Genomic DNA, 17,380 nt, shown 5'->3' with positions numbered 1-17,380 from the left:
AGGGGCTTATAGCGGCCCGGCGAGTGGCCGGAGAAGTGGTCTCCGGTGCGCTTAAGCCGTATTAGCGAGCATCCTGTTCTACCGGGGCCGGGCACACGCAGCATGCTTGGCGGGCTGCACGGCGGCTTTCTGAGCTCATATGCAGAGAATGCCCTTAGCATTTTTGGGGTGCCATTCGAGCCGCCGGTTCAGCCCGTCACGGTCTCGCTCTGTTTCGAATACCCCGCAGGTGGACGTACCGGAGTGCTCATCGAAGGTGAGGCCGAGGAAATCCGCGAAGCCGACAGGGTGCAATTTGTGCGCCTGACGCTCCGCCAGGAGGGGCAGCAGATCCTGATCGGCAGCGGCGTTGTGCGTAAGGTTCCGCAATGACCGATCTGCTTGCTCGCTATAAGGCACTGATTGCGGCTGGGGAACTGCGTGCCGATCCAGATCAGGCGCGGGCGGCCGAACGGGTGGCCCGCTTGCAGGCGGAACTTGAAGCGCAACCTCCGCGCGGCTCCACGCTGTGGAAACTGTTGCGTAGGGAGCCGGAACCTCCGCGCGGCCTGTATTTGTGGGGCGGGGTGGGGCGCGGAAAGTCCATGCTGATGGACCTGTTCTACGAATGCGTACAGGTGAGGCGGAAGCGGCGGGCGCATTTCCATGAGTTCATGCTCGATGTCCATGCCCGGCTGCGTGAGGCCCGCAAGTCCGAGAGCGGCGATCCGATCCCGCCGGTTGTCGCTTCGCTGGCCGAGGAAGCGCGGCTGCTGTGTTTCGATGAGATGGTCGTCAACAATATGGCAGACGCAGCGATCATGTCTCGCCTCTTCACCGGCCTGCTGGAGCGGCGGGTAACGATCGTAACCACCTCCAACCGGGTGCCCGACGATCTCTACAAGGATGGTCTCAACCGCCAGCTATTCCTGCCGTTCATCGCGCTGATGAAGGAGAGGCTCGATGTGATGAGCCTCAACGGCCCGGTGGACTATAGGCGCGACCGCTTGGGCGACGCGCAGCTGTGGCATGTACCCAATGGCCCGGGGGCCACGCAGGCGCTGAGCCAGGCCTTCTTCCGCCTGACGGACTTTCCACCCGAAGACAAGGCTCATGTGCCCAGCGAGGAGCTGGTCATCCCTGGCGGCCGTACCATTCATGTGCCAAAATCGCTCAAAGGCGTGGCGGTCTTCTCGTTCAAGCGTTTGTGCGGGGAGGCACGGGGCGCGAGCGACTACCTCTCCATCGCGCGCCGGTATCACAGTGTGATCATCGTTGGCATTCCGGTACTGGGTCCGGAAAACAGGAACGAGGCGGCGCGGTTCGTCACGCTGATCGACGCGCTCTATGAATACAAGGTCAAGCTGCTCGCAAGTGCGGACGCTGGGCCGGACGCACTTTATCCCACCGGGGATGGAGCTTTCGAATTTGAACGCACGGCGTCCAGGCTGATGGAAATGCAATCGGACGAATATCTTGCAAAAGGGCACGGTGAGTAACAGCGGAGCCAATATTGCAACTACTTCGCAATATCACAAATAAGTTGCACTGCAGCGAAAACCGGTGTTGAAACCTTAACCAAATGGGCCTAAGCGGGCACAGTTTATCTTGCCGGCGGGGGCCGGTGGCACAAGGAGACTGACTGCAATGGCTCGCAAGAAGATCGCGCTGATCGGCGCTGGCAATATCGGTGGCACGCTCGCGCATCTGGCCGCGCAGAAGGAACTGGGCGATGTCGTCCTCTTCGACGTGGTCGACGGTGTTCCTCAGGGCAAGGCGCTTGACCTTTCGCAGTGCGGCCCGGTCGAGGGTTTCGACGCGAAGATCACCGGTACTAATGATTATAAGGACATCGCCGGCGCGGATGTCATCATCGTGACCGCAGGCGTGCCCCGCAAGCCGGGCATGAGCCGCGACGACCTGCTCGGTATCAACCTCGGCGTCATGAAAGCCGTGGGCGAGGGGATCAAGACCTATGCCCCCAACGCGTTCGTCATCTGCATCACCAACCCCCTCGATGCGATGGTTTGGGCGCTGCGCGAATTTTCGGGCCTGCCGCACCACATGGTTGTCGGCATGGCGGGCGTGCTGGACAGCGCGCGGTTCAGCCACTTCATCGCCGATGAGTTCCAGGTTTCGATCCGCGACGTCAACACCTTCGTGCTCGGCGGCCACGGCGACACCATGGTGCCGGTGGTGCAATATTCGACGGTCAACGGTATTCCTGTGCCCGACCTTATCAAGATGGGCCTGTCCACCAAGGAGCGCATCGACGCGATCGTCCAGCGCACCCGCTCGGGTGGCGGTGAAATCGTGGGCCTACTGAAGACCGGCTCGGCTTTCTACGCCCCCGCTGCATCCGGCATCGCGATGGCCGAAGCCTATCTCAACGATCAAAAGCGCATCCTGCCCTGTGCTGCCTATGTGAACGGGGAATATGGGGTGAAGGATCTTTATGTCGGCGTGCCGGTGATGATCGGTGCGGGCGGCGTTGAAAAGGTTGTCGAGATCGAGCTGGACGATGAGGCCAAGGGCTTCCTCCAGGTATCGGTCGATGCGGTGAAGGAACTGTTGGTCGCCTGCAAGGGCGTTGAGCCGAGCCTCGCCTGAACGGTCTGCACTCCCTCCCCAGGAAAAGTGTGCAGCCGGCGAGGGAAAATATGAAGTGCCACACCACCTGAAGAAGGGGTAAGCATGTCCATACTCGTCAACAAGAATACAAAGGTGATCACCCAGGGGATGACCGGCGCAACCGGAACCTTCCACACCCAGCAGGCGCTGGCTTATGGAACGCAGATGGTCGGCGGCGTGACTCCAGGCAAGGGCGGAACGACCCATGCCGAGACCAACCTGCCGATCTGGAACACGGTTGCGGAGGCCAAGGCAGCGACCGGCGCCGATGCTTCCGTCGTCTATGTGCCGCCGCCATTCGCGGCGGACTCGATCCTCGAAGCGATCGATGCGGAGATCCCGCTGATCGTCTGCATCACCGAAGGCATTCCGGTGCTGGACATGGTGCGGGTAAAGCGCGCCCTTTCGGGCAGCAAGTCCCGCCTCATTGGTCCCAATTGCCCCGGCGTGCTGACGCCCGACGAGTGCAAGATCGGGATCATGCCCGGCAACATCTTCAAGAAAGGGTCTGTCGGCGTCGTCTCTCGCTCCGGCACGCTCACCTATGAGGCGGTGTTCCAGACATCCAACGCTGGTCTTGGTCAGACGACGGCCGTCGGCATTGGCGGCGATCCTGTCAACGGCACCAACTTCATCGACGTGCTCGAGCTGTTCCTTGCTGACGAAGCGACGAAGAGCATCATCATGATCGGCGAGATCGGCGGCGACGCCGAGGAGCAGGCTGCGCAGTTCCTGATCGATGAAGCCAAGAGGGGCCGCAAGAAGCCGATGGCCGGTTTCATCGCGGGCCGTACCGCCCCTCCGGGGCGCCGCATGGGCCATGCCGGCGCGATCGTTTCGGGCGGTAAGGGTGATGCCGAGAGCAAGATCGCGGCAATGGAAGCGGCCGGTATCAAGGTTGCGTCCAGCCCCTCGGAACTGGGAACGACCTTGTTGGAAGTTCTTAACGGTTAACCATGTATGAAAAGCTTGCCGGCGCGCTGCACCGCACCGGAAAGCGATGCGTCCCCCGACTGCACGCGGGACACAAGGACGAAGGAGTCACTCATGGGCTTCGAAGGCCAGGATTTCGACGGCGGCAACGAGATTGAGCGAGGCCCGAGCTGGGCGCGTTCCGGCTGGCCGCTCAACGCTACGGACGATCTGACGTCTGCGCTGGACCCCACGCAGATGGAAGTTGCCGTAAAGGCGGCGGCGAAGGGCTCGGTCAAGCCGATGTCCGACGCCGAGATCAAACAGGCGGCCTCAGACAGCATCCGCGCGATGATGCTGATCCGCACCTATCGTGTGCGCGGGCATCTTGCGGCCAACCTTGATCCGCTCGGCCTGTCGCACCGTGATATTCCGGCGGATCTTACGCCCGAATATCATGGTTTTTCCGGTGAGGCGCTGGATCGCAAGATCTATGTCGGCGGCACGCTGGGCATGGAATGGGCGACGATCCGCGAGATCGTGAATATCCTGCGTGCCAACTACTGCGGCAGTGTCGGCCTCGAATATATGCACATCTCGGATGTGGAGGAGCGCCGCTTCCTGCAGGACCGGATGGAAGGCGCGGACAAGGAAATCGAGTTCACGCCCGAGGGCAAGAAGGCGATCCTCTCCAAGGTCATCCACGCCGAGCAGTATGAGAAGTTTCTGGGCCGCAAATATGTTGGCACCAAGCGCTTCGGGTTGGACGGCGGCGAGTCCATGATTCCCGCACTTGAAGCCGTCATCAAATATGGCGGCGCGCGCGGCGTGCGCGAGATCGTCTATGGCATGGCGCATCGCGGACGGCTGAACGTGCTCGCCAACGTGATGGCCAAGGGATTCCGCGTGATCTTCCACGAGTTTTCCGGCGGCACGGCTAATCCGGAGGATGTCGGCGGATCCGGTGACGTGAAATATCACCTCGGCACCAGCACCGACCGCGAGTTTGACGGCGTCAAGGTGCACATGAGCCTGGTGCCCAACCCGTCGCACCTCGAAACGGTCGATCCAGTCGTGCTCGGCAAGGTAAGGGCGCAACAGGTGTTCCGCGACGACCTTGAAAAGCACGAGCAGGTTCTCCCCGTGCTGATCCATGGCGACGCGGCCTTCGCGGGGCAGGGCATCGTCTGGGAGTGCTTCGGCTTTTCCGGCGTGCGCGGTTACAACACCGGCGGTTGCATTCACTTCGTCATCAACAACCAGATCGGCTTCACCACCAGCCCGCAGTTCTCGCGGGGCTCGCCTTATCCCAGCGACGTGGCCAAGGGCGTGCAGGCACCGATCATTCATGTGAACGGCGACGATCCGGAGGCGGTGACCTTCGCTTGCAAGCTCGCGGTCGACTACCGCCAGACCTTCCATCGCGATATCGTGATCGACATGTGGTGCTATCGCCGCTTCGGCCACAATGAGGGCGACGAGCCGGGCTTTACCCAGCCGTTGATGTACAAGGCGATCCGGCAGCATCCGCCCGTGAGCGAGGTCTATGCCTCGCGCCTGGTGGCGCAGGGCATGATCGACGAGGGCTTTGCCGCAGCGACCACCAAAGCGTTTACCGATCATCTCGAAGAAGAGTTCGAGGCAGCCAAGACCTACAAGTCCAATCACGCTGACTGGTTTGCGGGCCGCTGGTCCGGCCTGCATCAACCGGCGGACATCGAAACCGCGCGGAAAAATGTCGAGACAGCGATCTCTGGCAAGCTGTTCGACAGTCTGGGTCGTACGCTGACCACGATCCCCGAGGGACACGAGGTTCACAAGACCCTGCGCCGCGTGATCGAGGCCAAGGCCGAGATGTTCAAGAGCGGTGAGGGGTTCGACTGGGCAACCGGCGAAGCGCTGGCATTCGGCAGCCTGCTTTCGGAAGGCTATGGTGTGCGCCTGTCGGGGCAGGACTCCGGGCGTGGCACCTTCAGTCATCGCCACGCTGTCTGGCTCGATCAGGAAACGGAAAAGCGCTACATCCCGCTATCGACGATCCCGCACGGCACTTTCGAGGTGCTGGATAGCCCGCTGTCCGAATATGGCGTGCTTGGCTTCGAATATGGCTATGCGATGGCCGATCCCAAGAGCCTCGTGATCTGGGAGGCGCAGTTCGGCGATTTCGCCAACGGCGCGCAGATCATGATCGACCAGTATATCGCCTCGTCCGAATCCAAATGGCTGCGCGCCAACGGTCTCGTGCTGTTGCTGCCGCATGGTTATGAGGGGCAGGGGCCGGAACACAGCTCGGCCCGGCTGGAGCGGTTCCTCCAACTCTGCGCCGAGGGCAATATCCAGGTCGCGAACTGCACGACGCCGGCAAACTATTTCCACATTCTGCGCCGTCAGATGCTGCGTCCGTTCCGCAAGCCGCTGATCATCATGGCGCCCAAGTCTCTGCTGCGGCACAAGCTGGCCGTGAGCAAGGCGGAGGATTTCATGGGCGCGCATCACTTCATGCGCATCCTTTCAGACACTAATCCGGCCCCAGACAAGGAGACCAAACGCCTCGTGCTCTGCACCGGCAAGGTTGCCTATGACCTCATCGAGGCGCGCGACGCGGCGGGAGATAAAGGCACGCAGATCGTTCGCATCGAGCAGATCTATCCTTTTCCGACCGAGGCGCTCGCCGTTCGTCTGGCCCGGATGACCAATCTCGAAGAGGTGATCTGGTGTCAGGAGGAGCCGCGCAACAATGGCGCGTGGTTCTTTGTCGAGCCTTTTATCGAGCAGGCGCTCGATGCTGCAGGCAAGGCGCCGATGCGCGCGCGCTATGCGGGACGCAAGGCGTCCGCCTCGCCTGCGACCGGCCTCGCCAAGCGCCACCTCGCGGAGCAGGGCGCGCTCATTGCCGATGCACTCGGCCACAGCGTCCGCACCGAAATCAAACGTCAGCAGAAAGGCTGATCCATCATGGCTACCGAAGTCAAAGTTCCCACGCTCGGCGAATCCGTTACTGAGGCAACCGTCGGCGCGTGGCTGAAAAAGCCGGGTGATGCGGTTGCGCTTGACGAGCCAATTGCCAGTCTCGAGACAGACAAGGTCGCGGTGGATGTGCCGTCTCCGGTCGCGGGCGTGCTCGGCGAGCTACTGGTGAAGGAAGGCGACACCGTCAATGTCGGCGCAATCATTGCGACGGTCGAAGCCGGTGGCAAGGCGGCGTCGGCTCCTGCTTCCGCAGCTGCCTCGGCTGCGTCCGCGCCAGCCGCCGTGTCCGCTCCCGCCTCTGCCCCAGCACCAGCGCCAGCGAGCGCCGACGACGCTGCTGCCGTGACCCTTTCTCCGGCTGTTCGTCGGCTGGTGCTGGAGCATGGTCTTGACCCGAGCAGCATCAAGGGTACCGGGCGCGACGGGCGCCTGACAAAGGACGATGTGATGGCCGCCGTGGCTGCCGGCACGGCAAAGGCCGCGCAGAGCGCGCCTACGGCGTCCGCAGCTGCCGCCCCTGCTGCTGCACCAGCCTCATCTGCCCGCGCCGAGGAGCGGGTGAAGATGACACGCCTGCGCCAGACCGTCGCCAAGCGCCTCAAGAGCGCGCAGGAAACCGCCGCGCTGCTAACAACCTTCAACGATGTCGATATGTCGGCCGTGATCGAGGCGCGCAACAAATATAAGGATCTGTTCGAGAAGAAGCATGGCGTGCGCCTTGGTTTCATGGGCTTCTTCACCAAGGCGGTGTGCATGGCGCTTAAAGACGTCCCTGCCGTCAACGCCCAGATCGAGGGCGATGAGATCGTTTATTACAATTATGCCGACATCTCGGTCGCGGTGTCCGCGCCCAATGGTCTTGTCGTGCCTGTTATCCGCAATGCGGAAGGCATGAGCGTGGCGGAAATCGAGAAAACCATAGGTGACTTCGGCAAGAAGGCCAAGGACGGCGCCTTGACGATGGAAGACATGAAGGGCGGCACCTTCACGATCTCCAACGGCGGTGTCTTCGGTAGCCTGATGTCAACCCCGATCATCAACCCACCGCAGAGCGCGGTTCTGGGTTTGCACCGTATCGAGGATCGTCCGGTAGTGCGGGACGGCCAAGTAGTCGTAAGACCGATGATGTATCTGGCGTTGAGTTACGACCATCGTCTGATTGACGGGCGCGAGGCTGTGACATTCCTTGTCGCGATCAAGAACGCGATCGAGGATCCCACCCGCCTGCTGATCGACCTTTAAGATACGGAGAGCCCGACATGGCCGACTATGACTATGACGTCCTCGTTATCGGCGCCGGCCCCGGCGGCTACGTCGCGGCGATCCGTGCGGCACAGTTGGGGTTGAAGACCGCTTGCGTGGAAAGCCGCGAGACGCTGGGCGGCACCTGCCTCAATGTCGGCTGCATTCCCTCCAAGGCGCTGCTCCATGCGTCGGAAAAGTTCGAGGAGGTGAACTCTGGCATGCTCGCCAAATACGGCGTGAATGTCTCCGGCGCATCGCTCGATTTGCCGACAATGATGGGCGAGAAGGACAAGGTGGTCTCGGGGCTCACCGGCGGCATCGCGTTTCTGTTCAAAAAGAATAAGGTCGACTGGTTGAAAGGTCACGCCAGCTTCCAGGATGCCCACAGTGTTGAGGTTGCAGGCAAGACCGTGACCGCGAAGAACATCGTCATTGCCACCGGCTCGTCTGTAACCCCGCTTCCCGGTGTGGAGATCGACAACGCCAAGGGTGTGGTCGTTGATTCCACCGGGGCGATTGCGCTGGCGAAGGTGCCGGAGCATCTTGTCGTGATCGGCGGCGGCGTGATCGGGCTGGAGCTGGGCAGCGTATGGCGGCGCCTGGGTGCGAAGGTGACAGTGGTCGAATATCTCGATCAGATCCTGCCGGGCATGGACGACGATGTCCGCAAGGACGCAGCGAAGATCTTCAAAAAGCAGGGTTTCGAGATCAAGACCGGCACCAAGGTGACGGGCGTCGCCGTGAAAGGCAAAAAGGCGACTGTGAGCATCGAACCAGCTACGGGCGGCACGGGAGAAAGCATGGAGGCCGATGTCGTGCTCGTCGCGATCGGCCGCAAGCCGAATACCGATGGGCTTGGGTTGGACAAGATCGGCCTTAGCCTCAACGCGCGCGGGCAGATCGAGACTGATCACGAGTTCGCCACCTCGGTCGCCGGCGTATGGGCGATCGGCGATGTGATCCCCGGGCCGATGCTCGCGCACAAGGCGGAGGACGAGGGCGTCGCGGTGGCGGAAAACATCGCTGGCCTCACCGGTATCGTGAATCATGACGTGATTCCGGGCGTGGTCTATACACAGCCGGAGATTGCCAGCGTCGGGCTCACCGAGGAGCAGGCCAAGACCAAGGGAGCGATCAAGGTCGGCAAGTTCCCGATGATGGCGAACAGCCGTGCCAAGGCGAACGATGAGCCGGACGGTTTCGTCAAGATCATCGCCGAGGCTGATACGGACCGGGTGCTGGGCGTGCACATCATCGCGTCGCTTGCTGGCACGATGATCGCCCAGGCGGCTCAGGCGATGGAATTCGGCGCGTCATCCGAGGACATCGCCTACACCTGCCACGCGCACCCGACGCACAGCGAAGCGGTGAAAGAGGCGGCGATGGCGGTGCAGGGCAAGCCCATCCACATATGATGACGCGTCGCGGCCGCCTAGGCGGGCGGTGCCTCGTTATAACAAGGCAGGTCGTCCGCAAGAGTGAGCCAGGCCTGTTTTTTCGACACCCAGATATGCTCGGTCGGGTGGAATCGGTTCGGATCATTCAGGCTGCCCATGCAGAGGCCGATGCTGTTGGCCGAGGCGCGTTCCGAAAACAGGCTGGTCCCGCAACGTGGGCAAAAGCCGCGCCGCAGATCGGGCGAGCTGTGATACCAGCCCACTGGGCCGTTAATGGTCACGCTATCCAGCGGAACCCGAACGCGGGCGTAAAAGGGCGCGCCCGTCGCTTTCTGGCACAGTGTGCAATGGCACGCGCGGATGTCGATCGGCCTGGCCTCGGTGCTATAGCTGCAGGCGCCGCAAAGGCATGATCCGGTGATTGTTTGAGCCATGCTCCGCTCCTTAACCCAAAAGCCGAGAGAGAAGCGCCAGTAGGCCGTTCTCGCCCGCGCGCTGGGTGGGCGCCGGTGCTTCGAACGTGCCGCACTCCAGGCAACGCGCCTGGATCGATCCCCCTTCAGCCATCATGCGCGCATCGGCTAGCATACGGAATAGCATCGTCCGCTGTCTTGCCACCTGATAGCCGACAAGATCACGTGAAGCGGCTCTGGCGTGCGTGCGCGCCTCGCCCTCGCCGGTCATGCGTGCGATGAAGGCAGTGAACGGGTCCGGCTCCGGATCGATGTAGAGCGGCCGCGCCATGGCAGGGTCAATCTTCGCCAGCCGGGCGGCCTCGGCAACTGCGTCTTCTACCCCGCCGAACCGGTCGACCAGGCCGAGTTGGCGCGCGGTGCCGCCATCCCACACCCGGCCCTGCGCAATGCGGTCAATCTGTTCGGGCGTCTTCCTGCGCGCCTGCCCCACCAGCGTAAGGAAACGGCGATACATGTCTTCCACGCCGAGCTGGGAGATACGGCTGAAATCCTGACCGATGCCGCCCAACACATCCGGCTCGCCTGAGAGCGGGGTCGTTTTAATAGCACTGGTAGTGATGCCGATGTTGCCGAGCATGGTTTCAAAGCTCGGGAGGATGCCGAACACGCCGATCGAACCGGTGATGGTCGAGGGCTCGGCGACAATACGGTCCGCAGCCGTAGCGATCCAGTATCCGCCGCTCGCCGCGACGTCGCCCATCGAGGCGACGACAGGAATGCCCTTTGCCCGCGCGGCGGCAAGCGCGGTGCGAATTTGCTCCGATGCCAGCACCGACCCGCCAGGGGAGTCGATCCGCACCACCAACGCCTTCAGATCGTCATTTTCCAGCGCATCGTCTATCAACGCTGCTATGCTGTCGCCCCCTGCGGTGCCGGGGCCGGCTTCGCCGTCCATAATATCGCCGGCGACCGTGACGACCCCAATCTGGCCATCCCGTGCATTGCGATGCGCGCGCGCATAATCTGCGAGGGTGATAGCGGCGAAGGCCGGCCCCTCCTGCATGGAGGGCGCTTCCCCCGCGAGCGCAAGGACTCGATCTTCAAAGGCGCGCTCGTCGCCCAGCTTGTCGATCAGCCCGGCTGAGACCGCCGCTTGTGACAGGTCACCTTTTGCGGCTTCTACCAACTGAACGGGTGCGGCGGCATAAGTGGCAATCTTCGCGCGTGGGCGGGCCTTGGCGACATCGGCCTGCCAGTTGGCCCACAGCGTATCGGCCAGCGCCTGGCTGGCGGCTTTTGCTTCGGGCGAGGGGGCGCTGAGCATGAATGGCTCGACCGCGCTCTTATAGGTGCCCACGCGATAGATGTGCGCAACGATGCCAAGCTTGTCGATTAATCCCTTGAAATAGGGCATGGAACCGCCGGGCCCGCTCAGTCCCACAGCGCCCAGCGGATTGAGCCAGACTTCGCTGGCATGCGCGGCAAGCATGTAGCTGTCGTCAGTGTATAGCGTGGCATAGGCAAGCACGGGCTTCTTCGCGGCGCGCAGGGCATCGAGCGCCTTGCCTACCCGCATGAGCGCCACCTGCCCGCCGCCTGAGAAGCCATCGAGATTGAGTACGACGGCTTTGACCTTCGCATCCGTGCGGGCCGCGTCCAGCGCGCTCACGACATCGCGCAGCCGATATTCATACACCGGCGCATCGCTGCCCATCAGCGCCGAAAATGGGTCCGTCTCCTGGGGTTGTTCGACCAAGCTGCCGTTGAGGTCGAGCAACAGCGCCCCCTCATGTGTATGCAGCGGACGTTCGCCCGGTGCCATGCTCAGTATCGCATAGAGACCGCCGAAGAACAGCAGCAGGAAGCACAGGACGAGCACATCCTTTACGCCCATGATGATGCGCCAGATGGCTTTCAGGAAGGTCATGCGGTGGCTCCGGCGATAAATGGTCGCTTCTGTGCGGCTCTACCGTGTCGCGGCGTTGGCCGCAAAGGAAAACCCGCCGACACGCAAAGGTCAGACCTTGCGCATCGACGGGTTGAACTACACTGTTGTGCTGATCAGAAGCGATAGCCGATCGTGAGTTGCAGGATCGGATAGACCTTGTAGCCATCAATGTCGTCGTTGACGCTCTGGCGTTCGGCTTCGAGGTTGGTGAGAACTGTCGCGCATGCCCCGGAGCTTGAGGTCGCGCAGGTGCCGGTGATGGTCAACGGCTTGATCTTCACCCGACCCTGGAACAACGCGCCCGCCTCAACACCAAACACGAGCCCGCTGGACAGGCCACCGCCATATCCCAGCGTGAGCGCGGGGGCGACGTCCTTGATGTCCGTATCCGCGCGCACCGACGAGATTTCGGTCGTGGTGTAGGTCTGACCGTTGATTGTGTAGCTGGCGCCATTGTTGGCGATGCCGATGCCGCGTGCCTTGTTTCCGTTGAGCCGCAGGCCGCCAGACAGGCGGAAGCCGCCACCGAACGGATAGACATCAACCATGACGCCGCCCGACTTCAGCTTGACCTTGCCATCATAGGTGATGTTGTCGGAATCAATATTGTGGCTGACACTGAGGAACGTAGCGTTGGCGCGCACGCCGAACATTTCTGAGACGCGATAGCCCACCTCGGGGCCGACGCCGAGCGTGCCGCCGGTGACGCCGACGCTGAGGCGCGCGTTGTCGCCATCGGCTGCATAGGCCGCAAACGAGGTGGTCGCCGCCAACATGGCGGCGATGAATGCCAGTGATTTCTTCATGAACTTCCCTTTTGATGAATGCTGTTACGCTGGATGATTGTTACCTTATGCGTCCCGGGACGGGGCATAATCGCCGGACCTCCAAAGGTAAAGCATAGAAATCGTCCTCGTGAGACAAGTCGTCTAAGCAAAATCAGTGACTTGTTGTCCATCCACATCAATGGTCCCAATAACCGCAACGCTGCAAAAAATTCCTAACCCGCCCCTTGATAGGTTGGAAAGTCGCCCCATATACGGGCCGCTAGCACTCTCAGGCCGAGAGTGCTAATCGCAGTTTGTCTGGGGGTCCGCTCCGCCCGGCATCGCCTTTGGCAGGTGGATGGGTGACAGGAGGTTAGGGGTCTCCATTGGAAAGGGAAAGGCAATTATATGGGATTTCGTCCTTTGCATGACCGCGTTCTGGTCCGCCGCGTAGAGGCGGAGGAAAAGACCGCAGGTGGTATCATCATCCCCGACACCGCCAAGGAAAAGCCGCAGGAAGGCGAGGTTGTCTCCGTCGGTTCCGGTGCAAAGTCCGAGGACGGCAAGGTTACCCCGCTGGACGTCAAGGCCGGCGACCGCATCCTGTTCGGCAAGTGGTCCGGCACCGAGGTCAAGGTTGATGGCGAAGACCTGCTCATCATGAAAGAGTCGGATATCCTGGGCATCGTTGGCTAAGGCCAACGGCCTCGCCATCCTGGGCTGAACTAAGCTTAAACCCTCATAATTCAGAAAGCAGAGGTTATAACCATGGCTGCAAAAGACGTAAAATTCTCCCGCGACGCCCGTGAGCGCATCCTGCGCGGCGTCGATATCCTCGCCGACGCGGTGAAGGTAACGCTTGGCCCCAAGGGCCGCAATGTCGTCATCGACAAGAGCTTCGGCGCTCCCCGCATCACCAAGGACGGCGTTACCGTCGCCAAGGAAATCGAGCTGAAGGACAAGTTCGAGAACATGGGCGCGCAGATGATCCGCGAAGTCGCCAGCAAGGCGAACGACGCGGCCGGTGACGGCACCACGACCGCCACCGTTCTGGCGCAGGCGATCGTGCGCGAGGGCATGAAGTCGGTTGCTGCGGGCATGAACCCGATGGACCTGAAGCGCGGCATCGACCAGGCAGTTGCCAAGGTCGTTGAAGACCTCAAAGGCCGTTCCACCCCGGTTTCCGGCACCAACGAAATAGCCCAGGTCGGCATCATTTCGGCCAATGGCGACAAGGAAGTCGGCGAGAAGATCGCCGAGGCGATGGAAAAGGTCGGCAAGGAAGGCGTGATCACCGTCGAGGAAGCCAAGGGCCTCGAGTTCGAACTCGATGTCGTTGAGGGCATGCAGTTCGACCGCGGCTATCTCAGCCCCTATTTCATCACCAACCCGGAAAAGATGCAGGTCGAACTCGCTGACCCGTACATCCTGATCCACGAGAAGAAGCTCTCGAACCTCCAGTCGATGCTGCCGATCCTTGAGGCGGTCGTGCAGTCGGGCCGTCCGCTGCTCATCATCGCAGAGGACATTGAAGGTGAGGCCCTGGCCACGCTCGTCGTCAACAAGCTGCGCGGCGGCCTCAAGGTTGCCGCTGTCAAGGCTCCCGGCTTCGGCGATCGCCGCAAGGCGATGCTCGAGGATATCGCGATCCTGACCAAGGGCGAGATGATCTCCGAGGACCTCGGCATCAAGCTCGAGAACGTCACCGTCGGCATGCTCGGCACCGCCAAGCGCGTTACCATCGACAAGGACAACACCACCATCGTCGATGGCGCGGGTGATGCAGAGTCGATCAAGGGTCGCGTCGAGGCGATCCGCAAGCAGATCGAGATCACCACGTCGGACTATGACAAGGAAAAGCTGCAGGAGCGTCTTGCGAAGCTCGCTGGCGGCGTTGCCGTTATCAAGGTTGGCGGTGCGACCGAGGTCGAGGTGAAGGAGCGCAAGGACCGCGTCGACGACGCGCTTCATGCTACCCGCGCTGCGGTTGAGGAAGGCATCGTCCCCGGCGGCGGCACCGCGCTGCTTTATGCCACCAAGGCTCTTGAAGGCCTGAAGGGCGCAAACGACGACCAGACCCGCGGTATCGACATCGTCCGCAAGGCGATCCTCGCCCCCGCACGCCAGATCGCCGAGAATGCCGGCCATGACGGTGCGGTCGTTACCGGCAACCTGCTGCGCGAAGCCAAGGAAGAGCAGGGCTTCAACGCCGCGACCGACACCTACGAGAACCTGAAGGCTGCCGGCGTTATCGACCCGACCAAGGTTGTGCGCACCGCGCTTCAGGACGCTGCTTCGGTGGCCGGTCTGCTCATCACCACCGAGGCGACCATCGCCGACGCGCCGGAAGACAAGGCCCCGGCAATGGGCGGCGGCATGCCCGGCGGCATGGGCGGCATGGGCGGCATGGACTTCTAAGTCCTTTCGCAGTCATCTGAAAGAGGGGGCCGGGGATGCGCACAGCGTCTCCGGCCTCTTTTTTTTGGCAAGCGCCGCCACCGGCATTGACTGCGCGCGCTGCCTTTCGCATCACGCAAGCCCATGATCGTTTTTGGCTGAAGTGCTGAATGCGAGAATCATGGGGCTCATCGAAGTGAGCGGCAGTCGGCAGGAGTGCGCCATGATGAACCGTCGTTTCGAGGACCGCGTGTTTCTGGGGCTGGTCTTCGGTGCCACGCTGTTGTTCCTGTGGCTGGTGGCAACATTCTTTGATGCGATCCTGTGGGCGGTAGTCGCGGCGATCATGCTCACGCCCATGCAGCGCGCACTGATGCGTTGGCGGCCGGATCGTCCCAACAGTATGGCCGCCATCAGCCTCATAACCTTGATAGCCGTGTTCATCGTGCCGTTGATGGTCTTGATGAGCTTTTTGCTCCAGGAAGCGGCGCTCCTTTATCAGGGTATTCAGACTGGCAAGATCGACTTCACCTACTATTTCGATCAAGTCCGTCATGCGCTGCCACGCTGGGCGCGCATTCAGCTCAACCGTGTGGGCTGGGGCAATCTGGATGGGATTAGGGAGCAACTTGGCGGATTACTTTCCAGCAGTTTTCAGACGCTGGCGGCGCAGGCCCTGAGCGTCGGTCAACGCGCAGCGTCTTTCCTGCTGGCGCTGGCGGTGATGCTTTACCTCAGCTTCTTCATGCTGCGCGACGGGACGCCCATGTCCCGCAAGGTGATAGATGCAGTGCCGCTCCACCCCTCCCGCCGCGCAGCGCTCGCGGAGAAGTTTGCGGCAGTGGTCCGAGCCACCATCAAGGGCAATATGGTCGTGGCCATCGTGCAGGGTGCCCTCGGCGGCATCATTTTCTGGGCGCTCGGCATTGGCGGCGCGCTGCTCTGGAGCGTGCTGATGGCGTTCCTCTCGCTGATCCCCGCATTGGGTACCGCCGTGGTGTGGGTCCCGGTGGCGATCTACCTGTTTGCGACAGGAGCCGTGTTGAAGGGAGGCATATTGGTATTCTGCGGCGTGTTCGTCATCGGACTGGTCGACAACCTGCTGCGCCCCATTCTTGTGGGGCGGGATACGCAAATGCCTGATTATATGGTGCTGATCTCGACGCTTGGCGGACTGGAACTGTTCGGGATGTCGGGACTTATCGTTGGTCCGGTAATCGCGGCTTTCTTCCTGTCGGTCTGGGAAATATTCATAGCTGATCGGGCGCGCACTCCAGCGCCCGAGGCAAGAGGTGAAGGGTGAAGGCGATGCGTGGGCGTTGGATGACTGCAATCGCACTCGTGCTCGTGAGCGCCGCGCAGACGCAGGCGCAGACCCCGCCCGCCGCATCGCCACCGCCTGCCGTTGCGCCCCAGCCCAAACCCGCCGTGGTGCGGGTCGCGCTTCAGACCAGCGAGGGTGCAATCGTGCTTGAGCTGGAAAAGGACCGCGCTCCCATCACAACCCGTAACTTCCTGCGCTATGTCGATGAGCGCCGCTATGACGGGCAGACCTTCTATCGCGCCGTCAATATCGCGGAGAATTTCGGCCTGATCCAGGCGGGCGTCAGGGTGATGAAGCCCGGGCAGAAAATCATTCCGCCGATTGCACACGAGCCGACTACGCAGACCGGCCTTTCACACCAGACGGGGACTGTTTCGATGGCTCACCGCGCGCTCGGCACCGCGCAGTCCGACTTCTTCATCGTGGTAGGGGACATGTCCAGCCTCGATGCCCAGCCGAGCAAACCAGGTGACAATCAGGGCTTCGCCGCGTTCGGCCGGGTGGTGGAGGGGATGGATGTGGTCATGAAGATCTTGAGCGGACCGATCAACCCCGCGCTGGGCGCGAAGGATGGCATGCCGGGTCAGATGCTGGCCAACCCGATCCGTATCACCTCGGCCCGGCGGGTCGAGACGACACCCAAACCATAGTGCTGATTATGGGGAGCTTATCCCGGCTCCTCACGCACCAATGGGTAGCTGCGTCGTCACCTTTATCTCCGACAGGGTGGTGAGGGAGTTGATCTCCTGAACGCCCGGGACCTGCGAAAGCTTTTCGAACATGAAATGTTCATAGGCCTGGACATTGCTGGCGACGATGCGCAACAGAAAATCCGAATTGCCCATCACGACATAGCATTCGAGCACTTCAGGGAATTCGCTGATTTCTCTTGCGAAATCGGAAAGGTTTGACCGCCCCACCGCCGTTAGCTTGATGAGAGCGAATACCTGGATGTTCAGGCCCAGCTTCTCGCGGTCGAGCAGGCTGACCTGCGCCTTGATGTACCCCTCCTTTTTGAGCCGTTGCACCCGCCGCCAGCACGGTGCCTCGGAAAGACCGATGGCGCTTGCGATGTCAGCGTTGGAGCGGGAGGAATCGGCCTGCAGGAGCGAGAGAATGAGGCGGTCGTACGAATCCAGTTCTGGAAGCATGATTCCTTCCTCATGTTATCTCAGAAAGAAAGAAGCTTTCGCATGAGCACTTTTTCAAGGCAACCTTGGCAATTTTTCTCAAACGTCTTTGTGATACATTCGGCTATAAGGAGATGGAGGAACCTATGGGCCGGAGCCTGAAGCCGTCATCTGAAGTAGTGCGAGGGTTACCCATGCGGGGTGACGAAAAGCGCATCGAGGGCTTGATGGCTACCCATTTGAGTGCGCGCAGTTCAGTCTTCG

Annotated in this window: 15 protein-coding genes; 11 read left to right on the top strand and 4 right to left on the bottom strand. The window is 61.6% G+C overall.

All coding sequences use genetic code 11. The annotated features are described in order from the left end of the window. Window positions 1-102 precede the first annotated feature (102 nt). The 7 genes from OOT33_RS13385 to lpdA all read left to right on the top strand — a co-directional run bounded on the left by OOT33_RS13385 (window position 103) and on the right by lpdA (window position 9,152). Window positions 103-372, top strand: a complete 270-nt coding sequence (locus OOT33_RS13385) for an acyl-CoA thioesterase domain-containing protein (protein WP_307750520.1) — start codon at window positions 103-105, stop codon at window positions 370-372. Further along, window positions 369-1,478: a cell division protein ZapE gene (gene zapE / locus OOT33_RS13380; RefSeq protein ID WP_307750519.1), complete on the top strand. Its 1,110-nt coding sequence runs from the start codon at window positions 369-371 to the stop codon at window positions 1,476-1,478. Before OOT33_RS13385 ends, zapE begins: the two co-directional genes overlap by 4 nt. Window positions 1,479-1,626: 148 nt before the next feature. Then, window positions 1,627-2,589 carry a malate dehydrogenase gene (gene mdh / locus OOT33_RS13375; protein ID WP_307750518.1) on the top strand — a complete coding sequence of 321 codons (963 nt, stop codon included), beginning with the start codon at window positions 1,627-1,629 and terminating at the stop codon, window positions 2,587-2,589. An 84-nt stretch (window positions 2,590-2,673) separates the two neighbouring features. Next, entirely contained in the window at window positions 2,674-3,564 is an 891-nt protein-coding gene (gene sucD, locus OOT33_RS13370; RefSeq protein WP_307750517.1) for a succinate--CoA ligase subunit alpha, read from the top strand. 93 nt (window positions 3,565-3,657) lie between these two features. Next, window positions 3,658-6,471 (top strand): 2-oxoglutarate dehydrogenase E1 component, encoded by a 2,814-nt coding sequence (locus tag OOT33_RS13365; RefSeq protein ID WP_307750516.1) that lies wholly within the window; start codon window positions 3,658-3,660, stop codon window positions 6,469-6,471. Window positions 6,472-6,477: 6 nt separating this feature from the next. After that, the gene (gene odhB, locus OOT33_RS13360; protein ID WP_307750515.1) at window positions 6,478-7,734 is read left to right on the top strand and encodes a 2-oxoglutarate dehydrogenase complex dihydrolipoyllysine-residue succinyltransferase; all 1,257 of its coding nucleotides are present in this window, start codon (window positions 6,478-6,480) and stop codon (window positions 7,732-7,734) included. Window positions 7,735-7,751: 17 nt separating this feature from the next. Further along, window positions 7,752-9,152, top strand: a complete 1,401-nt coding sequence (gene lpdA / locus OOT33_RS13355) for a dihydrolipoyl dehydrogenase (RefSeq protein ID WP_307750514.1) — start codon at window positions 7,752-7,754, stop codon at window positions 9,150-9,152. Window positions 9,153-9,169: 17 nt separating this feature from the next. Here lpdA and OOT33_RS13350 read toward each other — a convergent pair whose 3' ends face one another. The 3 genes from OOT33_RS13350 to OOT33_RS13340 all read right to left on the bottom strand — a co-directional run bounded on the left by OOT33_RS13350 (window position 9,170) and on the right by OOT33_RS13340 (window position 12,304). After that, complete coding sequence (locus OOT33_RS13350) at window positions 9,170-9,568, bottom strand: GFA family protein (RefSeq protein WP_307750513.1); 399 nt, start codon at window positions 9,566-9,568, stop codon at window positions 9,170-9,172. Window positions 9,569-9,578: 10 nt separating this feature from the next. Continuing rightward, window positions 9,579-11,477, bottom strand: a complete 1,899-nt coding sequence (gene sppA, locus OOT33_RS13345) for a signal peptide peptidase SppA (RefSeq protein ID WP_307750512.1) — start codon at window positions 11,475-11,477, stop codon at window positions 9,579-9,581. Window positions 11,478-11,611: 134 nt separating this feature from the next. Further along, the gene (locus OOT33_RS13340; protein ID WP_307750511.1) at window positions 11,612-12,304 is read right to left on the bottom strand and encodes a hypothetical protein; all 693 of its coding nucleotides are present in this window, start codon (window positions 12,302-12,304) and stop codon (window positions 11,612-11,614) included. A gap of 369 nt (window positions 12,305-12,673) precedes the next feature. Here OOT33_RS13340 and groES point away from each other — a divergent pair, with 369 nt between their 5' ends. From groES to OOT33_RS13320, 4 genes are all read left to right on the top strand, one after another. Further along, complete coding sequence (gene groES / locus OOT33_RS13335) at window positions 12,674-12,961, top strand: co-chaperone GroES (RefSeq protein ID WP_307750510.1); 288 nt, start codon at window positions 12,674-12,676, stop codon at window positions 12,959-12,961. Between the two features lie 72 nt (window positions 12,962-13,033). Then, window positions 13,034-14,683, top strand: a complete 1,650-nt coding sequence (gene groL, locus OOT33_RS13330; protein WP_307750509.1) for a chaperonin GroEL — start codon at window positions 13,034-13,036, stop codon at window positions 14,681-14,683. A gap of 202 nt (window positions 14,684-14,885) precedes the next feature. Then, on the top strand, window positions 14,886-15,965 hold the full coding sequence (locus OOT33_RS13325; RefSeq protein WP_307750508.1) for an AI-2E family transporter: 1,080 nt from the start codon (window positions 14,886-14,888) through the stop codon (window positions 15,963-15,965). 20 nt (window positions 15,966-15,985) lie between these two features. Continuing rightward, window positions 15,986-16,636: a peptidylprolyl isomerase gene (locus OOT33_RS13320; protein WP_307750507.1), complete on the top strand. Its 651-nt coding sequence runs from the start codon at window positions 15,986-15,988 to the stop codon at window positions 16,634-16,636. A 30-nt stretch (window positions 16,637-16,666) separates the two neighbouring features. Here the strand turns inward: OOT33_RS13320 and OOT33_RS13315 are convergent, their stop codons facing one another. After that, entirely contained in the window at window positions 16,667-17,137 is a 471-nt protein-coding gene (locus OOT33_RS13315; protein ID WP_307750506.1) for an Lrp/AsnC ligand binding domain-containing protein, read from the bottom strand. Window positions 17,138-17,380: the final 243 nt, after the last annotated feature.

It is taken from the genome of Sphingobium sp. DEHP117, assembly GCF_030867385.1.
Taxonomy (GTDB): Bacteria; Pseudomonadota; Alphaproteobacteria; order Sphingomonadales; family Sphingomonadaceae; genus Sphingobium.
Note: the sequence above shows the minus strand (reverse complement) of the source record. Positions and strands in the feature narration are given on the sequence as shown.

Coding starts and splice junctions, on each gene's coding strand:
- OOT33_RS13365 (WP_307750516.1), top strand. CDS start 3,658: ATGGGCTTCGAAGGCCAGGATTTCGACGGCGGCAACGAGATTGAGCGA.
- odhB (WP_307750515.1), top strand. CDS start 6,478: ATGGCTACCGAAGTCAAAGTTCCCACGCTCGGCGAATCCGTTACTGAG.
- groL (WP_307750509.1), top strand. CDS start 13,034: ATGGCTGCAAAAGACGTAAAATTCTCCCGCGACGCCCGTGAGCGCATC.
- OOT33_RS13350 (WP_307750513.1), bottom strand. CDS start 9,568: ATGGCTCAAACAATCACCGGATCATGCCTTTGCGGCGCCTGCAGCTAT.
- sppA (WP_307750512.1), bottom strand. CDS start 11,477: ATGACCTTCCTGAAAGCCATCTGGCGCATCATCATGGGCGTAAAGGAT.
- OOT33_RS13325 (WP_307750508.1), top strand. CDS start 14,886: ATGATGAACCGTCGTTTCGAGGACCGCGTGTTTCTGGGGCTGGTCTTC.
- sucD (WP_307750517.1), top strand. CDS start 2,674: ATGTCCATACTCGTCAACAAGAATACAAAGGTGATCACCCAGGGGATG.
- OOT33_RS13320 (WP_307750507.1), top strand. CDS start 15,986: ATGACTGCAATCGCACTCGTGCTCGTGAGCGCCGCGCAGACGCAGGCG.
- lpdA (WP_307750514.1), top strand. CDS start 7,752: ATGGCCGACTATGACTATGACGTCCTCGTTATCGGCGCCGGCCCCGGC.
- OOT33_RS13385 (WP_307750520.1), top strand. CDS start 103: ATGCTTGGCGGGCTGCACGGCGGCTTTCTGAGCTCATATGCAGAGAAT.
- zapE (WP_307750519.1), top strand. CDS start 369: ATGACCGATCTGCTTGCTCGCTATAAGGCACTGATTGCGGCTGGGGAA.
- mdh (WP_307750518.1), top strand. CDS start 1,627: ATGGCTCGCAAGAAGATCGCGCTGATCGGCGCTGGCAATATCGGTGGC.
- OOT33_RS13315 (WP_307750506.1), bottom strand. CDS start 17,137: ATGCTTCCAGAACTGGATTCGTACGACCGCCTCATTCTCTCGCTCCTG.
- groES (WP_307750510.1), top strand. CDS start 12,674: ATGGGATTTCGTCCTTTGCATGACCGCGTTCTGGTCCGCCGCGTAGAG.
- OOT33_RS13340 (WP_307750511.1), bottom strand. CDS start 12,304: ATGAAGAAATCACTGGCATTCATCGCCGCCATGTTGGCGGCGACCACC.